The organism is Rhodococcus mengyinensis (assembly GCF_048381435.1).
In the GTDB taxonomy this organism is placed as follows: Bacteria; Actinomycetota; Actinomycetes; order Mycobacteriales; family Mycobacteriaceae; genus Rhodococcus_F; species Rhodococcus_F opacus_D.
The window spans coordinates 17,721-28,693 of record NZ_JBLWIT010000061.1 but is presented as its reverse complement, the minus strand read 5'-3'; the positions used below and the strand labels follow the sequence as shown (position 1 = coordinate 28,693).

Annotated in this window: 1 protein-coding gene; it reads right to left on the bottom strand. The window is 69.0% G+C overall.

Annotation, left to right across the window (positions count from 1 at the left end; all coding sequences use genetic code 11):
* A partial coding sequence (locus tag ACNJ7E_RS12720; protein WP_418340045.1) for an amino acid adenylation domain-containing protein occupies window positions 1-10,742 on the bottom strand: 10,742 nt, incomplete at its 3' end.
* Window positions 10,743-10,973 lie beyond the last annotated feature (231 nt).

Genomic DNA, 10,973 nt, shown 5'->3' with positions numbered 1-10,973 from the left:
CCGTCGGTGGCGAGGTGGTGGATGGTGAGGAGGAGGTGTCCGGGTTGGGTGCGGGGGTCGAGCCAGACGAGTTGGAGCATGATCCCGTTTTCGGGATCCAAACGTGCGGCGGCAGCACGGGACTCGACCTCGGCCCGGCCCTTCAGGTCGGCCGGATCATCGAGTGCGACCCGGCGGATCAGCGACGCGACCCGTGGAGCCTGGTCGGCGGCCAGGACCTCCAACACCGTGTCTTCGTCCGTTGTTCCGCGCCGGAGTCGGGCTCGGAGCATGTCGTGGTGGTCGAGGACTGTCTGCACGGTGGCGGTGAGGGTGTCGGTGTCCAGGTCGGGTGGCGCGGTGAGCAGGACCGATTGGCAGTACGTGTCGAGGTTGCCACCGCGCTCGAGCAACCACCGCGCTGCCGGTGGCAGCGGGAACGACCCGATCCCTCCGCCCGGAAGCTCGGAGAGGACCGCGCTCGGCTCCGGCCGTGTGGAGATCGCGCGCGCGAGCCGGGCGATCGTTCTGTACTCGAACACATCCCGCGGAGCGAGTGCCAGCCCGGCGGTCTTCGCGCGTGCCACCAACTGGATGGCCATGATGCTGTCGCCACCGAGCGCGAAGAACGAGTCGTCGACGCCTAGGGACTCGAGGCCGAGCACGTCGCCGACGAGGGCGACCAACGACTCTTCGACAGCTGTTCCAGCCGAGCGGAATTCCGCGGCGCGGGTCGTGAAGTCCAGGGCTGGGAGCGCGTTCCGGTCTACCTTCCCGTGGGGCGTCAACGGCAGGGTGGACAGTGAGATCACCGCGGACGGAACCATGTGCGAGGGAAGAAGTGACCTCGTGTGGTCGAGCAGTTCCTCCTCTGCAACGTCGATGCCGGGGACGGGGACGACGTATCCGACGAGATGGTGTGCGCCGTTGCGATCGGCTCGCGGCACTACCACGGCCTGCGAGATCCCGGGGTGACGCAGGAGGGCGGATTCGACCTCGCCGGGCTCGACGCGGTAGCCGTGCAGCTGAACCTGGAAGTCGGTGCGGCCGTGGTAGTCCAGCTGTCCATCGGGGTTCCAGCGGGCAAGGTCTCCGGTTCGGTACATGCGGGAGCCGGGGACGCCGAACGGATTCGCGACGAACCGACCGGCCGTGATCCCGGGCCTGCCGAGATACCCCCGCGCCAACTGAGCTCCGCCGAGATACATTTCGCCGGTCACCCCGGGGACGACGGGGTGCAGCCGGCCGTCGACGACATACACCTGTGTATTCCACACCGGCGACCCGATGGGCACAGCGGGGGCAGGTTGGTCGGCTGCGACGTCGTGGTACGTCGCTGTCACGGCCGCCTCCGCGGGACCATACATGTTGCCGAGGCGGACACCCTGCGCAAGCACGCTGCTCGCCGTCCGTGCACTGATCGCCTCACCCCCGGTCAGGACCCGGCGCAGGGACCCGGGGAAGGAGTGCCGATGATCGTTGACGAACACGTCGAGTAGGGAGGGCACGAACTCCACCACTGTGATCTGCGTGTCGTCGAGGAGGCCGGACAGATAGTCGAGGTCGAGCTGCCGATCCGGGCGCAGGAGGACCAGGATGCTTCCTGAACAGAGAGCCGCGAAACACTCCCAGATGGCGACGTCGAAGGCGATCGGCGCCTTCTGCACGGTGCGGTCACGCTCGTGTAGCGGCAGATGAGCCTGCGACCAGGCCAGCTGGTTCGCGATTGCCGCGTGGGATACCGCCACCCCTTTGGGTGTGCCGGTCGAGCCGGATGTGTAGACCACGTAGGCCAGGTTGTCGGGGTGTAGTGGTGCGCCCCGGTCCGCGTCGGTCACCGGTGCGGCGTCTCGGGCCTCGCGGTCGATGTCGTCGAACCGCGCCACCGGAACCCCGGCCGGAGCGGGTAGGTCGGCGTCGGCGGTGGTGACGACGAGAGCCGCCGACGCGGTGTCGATCAGTGATTCGAGGCGGTCGGTGGGGTGGCCGGGATCGAGGGCGAGCACCGCAGCACCGGACTTGACCACCGCGTACATCGCGGCGAGCATCTCGAAGGATCGCGGGAGCATGAGGGCCACAATGGATTCGGCGCCGATCCCGCGGACGAGGAAGGAGCGCGCCAGGCGGGTCGACCAGGTGTCGAGTTCGGCGTAAGTGAGGATTCGATCCTCACAGCGAACGGCCGGTGCATCGGGTGCCGCCGCGACCCGTGCCTCGAACAGGTCCACTATCGTCGCGGCCGGAAGGTCGTGGGCCGTGGCGTTCCACCGGTCGAGGACGAGCCCGCGCTCGGCGTCGTCGAGGATGTCGATGTCACCTACCACCGCCTCGGGATCTGTCACGGCTGCGGTGATCACCCGAAGGAGCCGGGCGGAGAATGCACTGATCGTGCCGGCGTCGAACAGGTCGGTGGCATAGACGATCTGTCCGCTGATACCTGTCACCGAACCTTCCTCGGCCGGTTGTTCACGCAACACCACATTCAGGTCGAACGGCGACACTCGGGGGTCGAGGTCCGCGACATGCACTTCGAGGCCGGGCAGTTCGAGGCGTGGCGGCTCGATGTTCTGGAACGACAGCATTACCTGGAACAACGGATGACTGGCCGCCGAACGTGGTGGGTGAAGTTCGTCCACGAGGGTTTCGAACGGAATGTCGGCGTGCGCGAAAGCCGCCAGATCGGCATCGCGCACCGCCGCCACGACGGCACCGAACGGTGACGCCGGATCGACGGTCGTGCGCAGAACGAGAGTGCCGACGAACATACCGACCAGGGGATCGAGCGCCTGTTCGCCGCGGCCGGCGGTCGGCGACCCGACGACGACGTCCGTGGTGGCGGCGAGCCGGGACAGCAACACGGCCAGGGCCGCGTGGATCACGACGAACGTCGTCGTGTGGTGGGAACCGGCGAAGTCGACGAGCCGGCGATACGTCGTCTCGGGCATCACGAACGGCACCGCTGCGGCCCGGTACGACGCGGTGGCGGGACGCGGCCGATCCAGCGGCAACTCCAACCGTTCGGGAAGATCCGCGAGCGCCGTGCGCCAGAAGTCGAGTTGCCGTGCCACCGGCGACGCCGGGTTGGTCACGGACCCGAGGACCTCCCGCTGCCACACCGAGAAGTCCGAGAACTGCACGGGCAACGGCTCCCACACGGGAGCGCGGCCGGCGCGGCGCGCGGTGTAGGCGGTGGAGAGGTCGCGCGCCAGGGGGACCAGCGATGCCCCGTCGGCGACGATGTGGTGCACGACGACAGCCAGGACGTGGTCGCGGTCGTCGAGTTGCCACAGTCGGACGCGAACCGGCGGACGGACCGTGACGTCGAACCCCTCGGCGACAACTTCGTCGATGGGGCCGGATACATGCGCTGCATCGGCCACGGGAATCGGCGCCAGATCGACCGACACGCTCTCGGCGGGGACGACGACCTGCACCGGTCCGGTGTCGGTCAAGGGATAGAGGGTCCGCAACGGTTCGTGCCGAACGAGGACGTCGAGGAGGGCAGCGCGCAGCGCGGCGACGTCGAGGCGACCCGTCAGCCGGACCACCATCGGAACGTTGTAGACGGCCGACGTCACGTCGAACTGGTTGACGAACCACATCCGCCGCTGCGCGAACGACACCGGTGCAGGTTCGGTATGGACCCGGGGGCCCAGAGCGGGTCGATCCGGGTGCACCTCGCTCGCGTCGAGCACGGCGGCGAGTCCGCGCACCGTGGGCGCCTCGAACAGGGAACGGATCCCGAGTCGGGTCCCGCACCCCGAATCGATTCGGGCGACGACTTTTGCCGCGTCGAGGGACGTGCCACCCAGTTCGAAGAAGTTGTCGTCGACACCGACGCCACCGATGCCGAGAACCTGGGCGATCACCTTCGACACCGTCCTCTCGGTCGGGGTGGCCGGGGCGTGGTAGACGGGGGAGTGCCGGAGTTCCTCGGGAACGGGAAGGGCGTCGAGGTCGACGTCCCCGGTCTCGGTGACGGGCAGTCGGTCGAGGACGACGACCGTGCCCGGCACCCAGGGCGGGGGCAGGATCATCGCGGCGTGGGCGCGGATATCGGAGATGGCCGGCGCGGATCCGGGTGCCGGCACGACATACGTCACAAGGGCGGGTTGTCCGGCGCGCGGGGTGTGGTCGACGGTGACTGCGTTCGCGACCTGCGGATGCGCGGTGAGGACGGTGTCGATGTCACCGAGCGGGATTCGGTATCCGCGCAGTTCCGTCTGGAAATCGCGGCGCCACAGAATGTTCAGGCTTCCGTTCGGCGTGATGCGAGCGGCATCGCCGGTGCGGAACATGCGTTCGCCGGTCGGGCCGAAGGGGCTCGCCACGAAGTGGGTGCTCGTCGCACTGGCCCGGCAGTGGTAGCCCCGAGCCAGTGCGGGTCCACCGATGTACAACGCGCCGACGACGCCGGGCGGGACAGGCTGAAGGCGGTCGTCGAGAACCGCGAATCTCCGGCCCGGCCCGGGCCGGTACCCCATCCGGTCGGCACCGGATTCCGGTGCGAGATCCGTGGCTGCGGCGAACCACACGGTCTCGACGGACGCGTAGACGGCGACGACTTCGGGGGCAGCCACGACCGCGGCGCCGACGGGGTCACCGGTGAGCAGGACCGAGCGAAGCTCGTCTGCCCCGGGTGCGGATTCCCTTGCTCGGGACAGGTGCTCGTACGCGGCCGGGGTCTGGGCGAGCATGGTGACGCCGCGGCGGTGCACCAGGTCGGCCAGCGCGGACGGTGAGGAGGCAGTAGCGTCGTCGACCACCTCCAGCCGACCTCCGTGGAGGAATGCGCTCCACGGGGTCAGGACGGTGACGCCCGGTGCGAAGGTCGGGACCATTGCCCAGACCTCGCCGGCCGTGACGGCGGGACGTGCCAGTGCCGACAGTACTGCACGGTGAGTCACTGATACCGGTTTCGGTAGCGCGGTCGACCCGCGTGTGAGCAGGACGTAGGCGGCTGCGTCCGGGCTGGGACCGGCGCCGACGTCGACGGCGGCGAGGGGGTGCCCCGACCTGCGCGCGAGGTCGGCGACGGTGCCGGGCGCGTCGAGGACGAGGGTGGGAACGTGACCGTGGGGAAAATGTTCTTCCACAGCGGATGTCGTCACAAGTATCGCGGCGTCGACGTCGGGGATCGTCCGGGAGAGTTGCGTGGGCGACGCCCATCCGGGATCGAGTGGTAGACACACGCCCCCTGCCGCGAGCACGCCCAGTGTGACGGCGACGTAGTCCATCGAATGGGGAATCGCCACGGCGACGAGGCGTTCCGGTTCCGCTCCGTGGTCGTGGAGCAGCCGGGCGATTCGGTTCACCCGGTCGGCGAGTTCGCCGTACGACAGCGTGTCACCCGCGAACGACAGCGCGACGGCGTCTGGTTGCCGTGCCGCCGTCCGGGCAAATTCCTCGGGCAGAGTCGTCGCGGGGCCCGGTTCGTCCGGCGCGGTCCACGAACGGAGGGCGACGTCACGTTCCCGGTCGGTGAGCAGATCGATGTTCCCGACCACGGTGTCCGGCTCCGTGGTCACGATCTTCAGGACGCGGACGAGTCGGTCGGCGAGCCCACGCACCGTCTCTTCGTCGAACAGGTCGGTGGCGTATACGATTCCGCCGTCGATTCCCTGCGGCGCCCCGCCGTCATCGCGGCGTTCACTGAGCCACACCTGCAGGTCGAACTTACAGATCTTCGGGTCGTAGCCGACGGCCGTGACGTGCAGACCGGGCAGGTCGAGCTCCCGCGCCTCGTGTCCGGCCGGCAGGACGTTCTGGAACTCGAGGAGAACCTGGAACAACGGTGAACGACTCTCCGTGCGTTCGGGTTCGAGGGCGTCCACCAATTTCTCGAACGGATAGTCGGCGTGTGCGAACGCCCCCAGGTCCACATCCCGCACGGTGCGTATGGTGTCCGCGAAGCCCGCCTCGGGATCAATGCGGGTGCGCAGCACGAGCGTGTTGACGAACATGCCCACCACGTCGTCGAGTGCGGGCTCCCCACGACCCGCGACCGGGGTGCCGATGCTCACATCGTAGGTGCCGGCGAGCCGGGCGAGCACGACTGCCAGCGCTGCGTGACACGTCATGAAGAGTGTGGACGTACAGGTTCGGGACAGTGCCCGCATGCCGGCGTGCAGCTCCGGAGGCAGGTGGAAGTCCACTCGGCCGCCGTGCAGGGACCGCCGCTGTGGGCGGGGATGGTCGGTCGGCAGCGCGAGAAGGGGCGGCGATCCCCGGAGCGACTCACTCCAATAGTCGAGTTGCCGCGACGCGAGGCTGTCGGGATCGGTGGGCCGACCCAACACTGCGTGTTGCCACAAGGCGTAGTCCACGTACTGGACTGCCGGCGGTTCCCAGGCGGGGGCGCGTCCGTCGACCCGGGCACGATAGGCGGCGGAGAGGTCACGAGCGAGCGGACCAGCCGACGCACCGTCGGCCGCGATGTGATGGATCACCAGGGCCAGCACGTGGTCGGTGCCACCGATCGTGAACAGAGACGCTCGGAGCGGCGCATCGACGGTGACGTCGAACGGCGCGGCCGCGGCCCGGGCGACGTGTGCGTCGAGGTCGGTCGGATTGTCGACCCGCACGGTCTCGACCCGGGGCTGCGCCCGTTCGGCGGGCAGGATCACCTGATGTGGTCCGTCGTCCGAGGCCGGGTACACCGTGCGAAGCGACTCGTGCCGTTCGACGATATCTGCGATCGCTGCGACGAGGGCACCGACGTCGAGGTGCCCGGTGAGCCGGACGACCAGCGGAATGTCGTAGGCCGGGGAGTGCGGGTCGTACTGGTTGACGAACCACATCCGTTCCTGGGCCGGGGAGAGCGGAATCCTGGCGGGACGGGGGAACCGGCGGAGGGGAGACCGCTCGGAGCCATCGCCGCGCCGGCTCTCGACGACATCGGCGAGTGCGGCGACCGTCGGGTGTTCGAAGAGGTCGCGGACATCCAGCGACGTTTCCAGCGCAGAACTCAGCCGTGCTACCACCCGGGTGGCCGCCAGGGAACCTCCGCCGAGATCGACGTAGTCGTCGTCTGCACCGACACCCGCGACACCGAGCACGGTCTCGAACACCGACGCGATCGTGTCTTCCGTCGGCGTGCGTGGCCGGCGGTGGCCGGCGCCGCTCCGCGGGGCGAACGTCGGCACCGGGAGTGCGGCACGGTCCAGCTTGCCGCTCGGGGTGCGCGGAATGACGTCGACGGGGACGACCGCGGCAGGGAGCATGTGCGCGGGCAGTGTGCGCGCGAGCCGACGGTGCACCTCCCCGACATCGACGCGCCGCCCTTCGGTCGGGTGAACGTAGGCGATCACCGCGGCATCTCGCGTGCGCGGGTCGGTCGCGGCAGTTGCGACGGCGAACCCCACGCTCGGGTCGGCCCGCAGGACTGCCTCGATCTCACCGAGTTCGATGCGAAAACCGCGGACCTTCACCTGGAAGTCGCTGCGCCCGACGTAGGTGAGGTCGGCGGCGGTGGATGGATCCTCCTCGTCCCGGACGCGCCATCGCACGAGATCGCCGGTCCGGTACATCCGCGTCCCCGGCGACCCGAAGGGCGCGGCCACGAAACGGGCGGCATCGAGTCCGGCACGGTTTCGGTAGCCGCGCGCGAGGCCGGGGCCCGCGAGGTACAGCTCGCCGACGGTTCCCGGCGGCACCGGGCGCAACCGGTCGTCGAGCACGACGACCTCGAACCCGCGCACCGGTGGTCCGAGGGTGACCGGCTCATCCGGCACCAAAGGTGCGCTGATGGTCGCCATGATCGTCGCCTCGGTGGGCCCGTAGGCGTTGACGACGCGGCGACCCGCCGTCCATGTCGACGCGACTTCAGGCGGGCAGGCTTCGCCGGCGACGGTGAGATGCGACAGGGTTGGCACGCCAAGGGGATCGAGCGTGGCGAGGGTGGTCGGCGTGAGTACGGCGTGGGTGACCCGATGCTCGGTGAGTATGCGCTCCAGTTCCGCGCCCCCGACCACTTCGGGCGGGACGATCACCACGCGCGCACCGGATCCGACAGCCGCGAGCAGCTCGAACAGTGAGGCGTCGAAGCTCGGCGACGCGAACTGGGCCACCCTCCCGGTCGGCGGCACGTCGAGCCCTTCAATCTGTGCGGCAATCAGATTCGCGATCCCGCGGTGGGTCACGACCACCCCTTTGGGGACGCCGGTCGATCCCGACGTGTATATGAGATAGGCCGGATGGTCCGACCGCAGCGGTCGGGGGCGGTCGGCGTCGCCGACCGGTGTGTCCGTGTGCTCGGAGAGGGTGTCCTCGACGTGACGGTCGTGTAGTTCGATCCACTCGATGACACCGGGTAGGTCGTCCCGGTGACGACCGACCGTGACCCCGAGCGTCGCACCGGAATCGGTGAGCATGTGCGTGATGCGGGCTTCGGGGTATCCGGGATCGACGGGCAGGAAGGCGGCCCCGGACTTCGCGACCGCCCACACGGCGCGGACGAGATCAGCGGATCTCGGGAGCGCGAGGGCGACTACTGTTTCAGGGCCGGCACCCCGGGCGAGGAGAAGGCGAGCGAGCCGGGTGGAGTCGTCGTCCAGCTGGCGGTACGTGACGCCGATGCCGCCACCTGCAGCGTCGACGACGGCGATCGCGTCGGGGTCGCGGTGCGCCGCATCTACCAGGAGGTCGGGCAGCGTGCGCGGCGGAACTCCCGGATCGCCGCGCGCGGGCACGAGCCGGCGCCGTTCGGCGGAACTCAACAGGTCGAAATCCCTGACCGGGATGTCGGGGTGTGCCGTGACCTGGTCGAGCACGCGGACCAGACGGTCGGCGAATCCGCGGATCGTCGACGGCTCGAAGAACTCCCGCACGAAGGTCAGTCGGAGGTCGAGCCCGGCCCGGCCGGGGCGTTCGACGATGTGGATCCAGAGGTCGGCGGCTTCGTCGGACCGGCTATCGGGTTCGTGCGGGTGATCGCCGGCCTGCACGTCGAACGCGACCTGGAACGGCTGCCGGCCCGTGGAGGGTGCTGGAAACGTGAGCGCGGCGGCGACCTCGTCGAAGGTGACGTCGGCGTGCGTGAACGCACCGAGTTCGGTGGTGCGTGTGCGCTCGAGGAGTTCGGTGAACGATTCCGTGCCGTCGACCCTCGTGCGCAGAAGGAGGGGCCATCCGCGTGCGCCCGCCGGTGTCCCGAGGACGACGTCGCGGACTCCGCCGAGACGAGCGAGCAGTGCCGTGAGGGCCGCATGCGAAACGGTGTAGGCAGCGAACCGGCAGTCCCGTCCGAGGTTCTCGATCCGGTGATGCAGGTCCGCGGTCACGTGCGCCTCGACGTGCTCGCGGAGCCTGTCGACGGTACCTGCGCGGCGCGTGTAGTCGCGGGGAAGAGGCGTGTCGTGGGGCAGGTCGGCGAGCATCGTCCGCCAGTAGTCCAGATCTGCTGTGCGCCTGCGACTCCGCACACCTTCGTGTGCGGTCTCCGCGTGCACCCCTGCCACGGGATCGCCGGGATCTGCCGCGAGGAACTCCTCGAGGAGGCCCACGAACGACCGAAGGTGACGAGCCAATTCGTCCCGGGAGTAGCGGTGGGGGTTCCCGCGGAACTCGACGACCATCCGCCCGGCAGCGGCGGTGCGGTACACATTGACCAGCAGATCCGCCACCGGCCCCGAGGTGACCACGTGAAAGTCTCCGGTGAGCGGTCCGAACCGGATCCGGGGGCGGAAGAGCATGACGTTGACCATCGGCCCGGACAGCGAGTCCGTCGCGTCCGTCTCGCGCCGGATGTCCTCCAGCGTGAAGCGCTGATGACGAAGAGCACCCAGAATTTCGTGGTGTACCCGGCGGGTGAGAGTGGCCACCGTGTCGTCGGGTGCGGTGGAGACCTGCAATGGAGCGAGTCCGACGAGCATCCCGCCCGATCGCTGCAGCAGCACGGTCGTGCGGCCCGACACCGGGAGGTCGACGAGCACGTCGTCCCGTCCGGTCATCCGGGCCAGATACGTGCCGAAGGTGGCGATCACGACGGTCGCCGGTGGCACACCGAGCCGTTCGCCGGAACTGTCCAGTCGCTCCGTCGCGGACGCAGACAAGGTGGCCGTCTCGAGGCTGCTTTCCGCGACGGCGGGTGCCACCGTCGGGGACAGGCTCGAGTTGGTACGGCGGCCGGCGAGGTGCTCCCGCCAGTAGGCGCGATCGGACTCGTAGCGCGTCGACGACCGGTACGCCTCGTCGAGGCGGTGAAGGGTGCGCAGATCTGCGGCACCGGCAGGTTCCGGCGTCCGGTCCTCCACGCGGGCGGTGTACAGCGCGGCGATCCGGTTCATGAGCGTCATCGCTCCGTACCCGTCCAGCGCGATATGGTGAATTCTGCTGTACCACAAGTAGTGATCGTTACCGACTCGTAACACCGTCGACGTCGCCAGCCGGTCCCGGGTGGGATCGAGCGGCGCGGTGTAATCCCGCGTCATCCACGCGTGAGCGGCTGCGGTGGGATCGTCCGCACCACCGAGGTCGACAAATCCGGTCGACAGGTCAAGGGTCGGGTCGACGGTCTGGAACGGCTCCCCGTCGATCTCGAACACCCGGAGGAACGCCGACTCGGACTCGCGGCCCGCGGTCACCGAGGCTTCGTCGAGGACGGCGAGGTCCAGGGCGCCGCGCACCTCGACGTACTGTGCGATGCACCTCGGGACGTCGGGGGCAAGGCGCTGGGCCAGCCAGATTCCGCGCTGCGCGGGAGTCAGCGGGAAGGCATGGGGACGACTGCGAGCGGTCGCGTCGCTCCTGTTCCTGGTATCCACTTACTAGAACCTCCCGACGGCAACCAACGGCGATTGCCTCTGGGGTCGGACGTTTTCGGCTTAGCTGATCTATATCGCGGGCAGGACCAGGTCCGTTACTACCAGTATGTCCTGTACCTGCGGAAATGCCCCCGCCCGCCGTGGTTCGTGCCGCCATCAGTCCCTGCCGAGGGTGCCCGCCCGATCAGTCGGTCGACGCGTGCGTCTGGCGAGGTCACGAAATGGTGACGG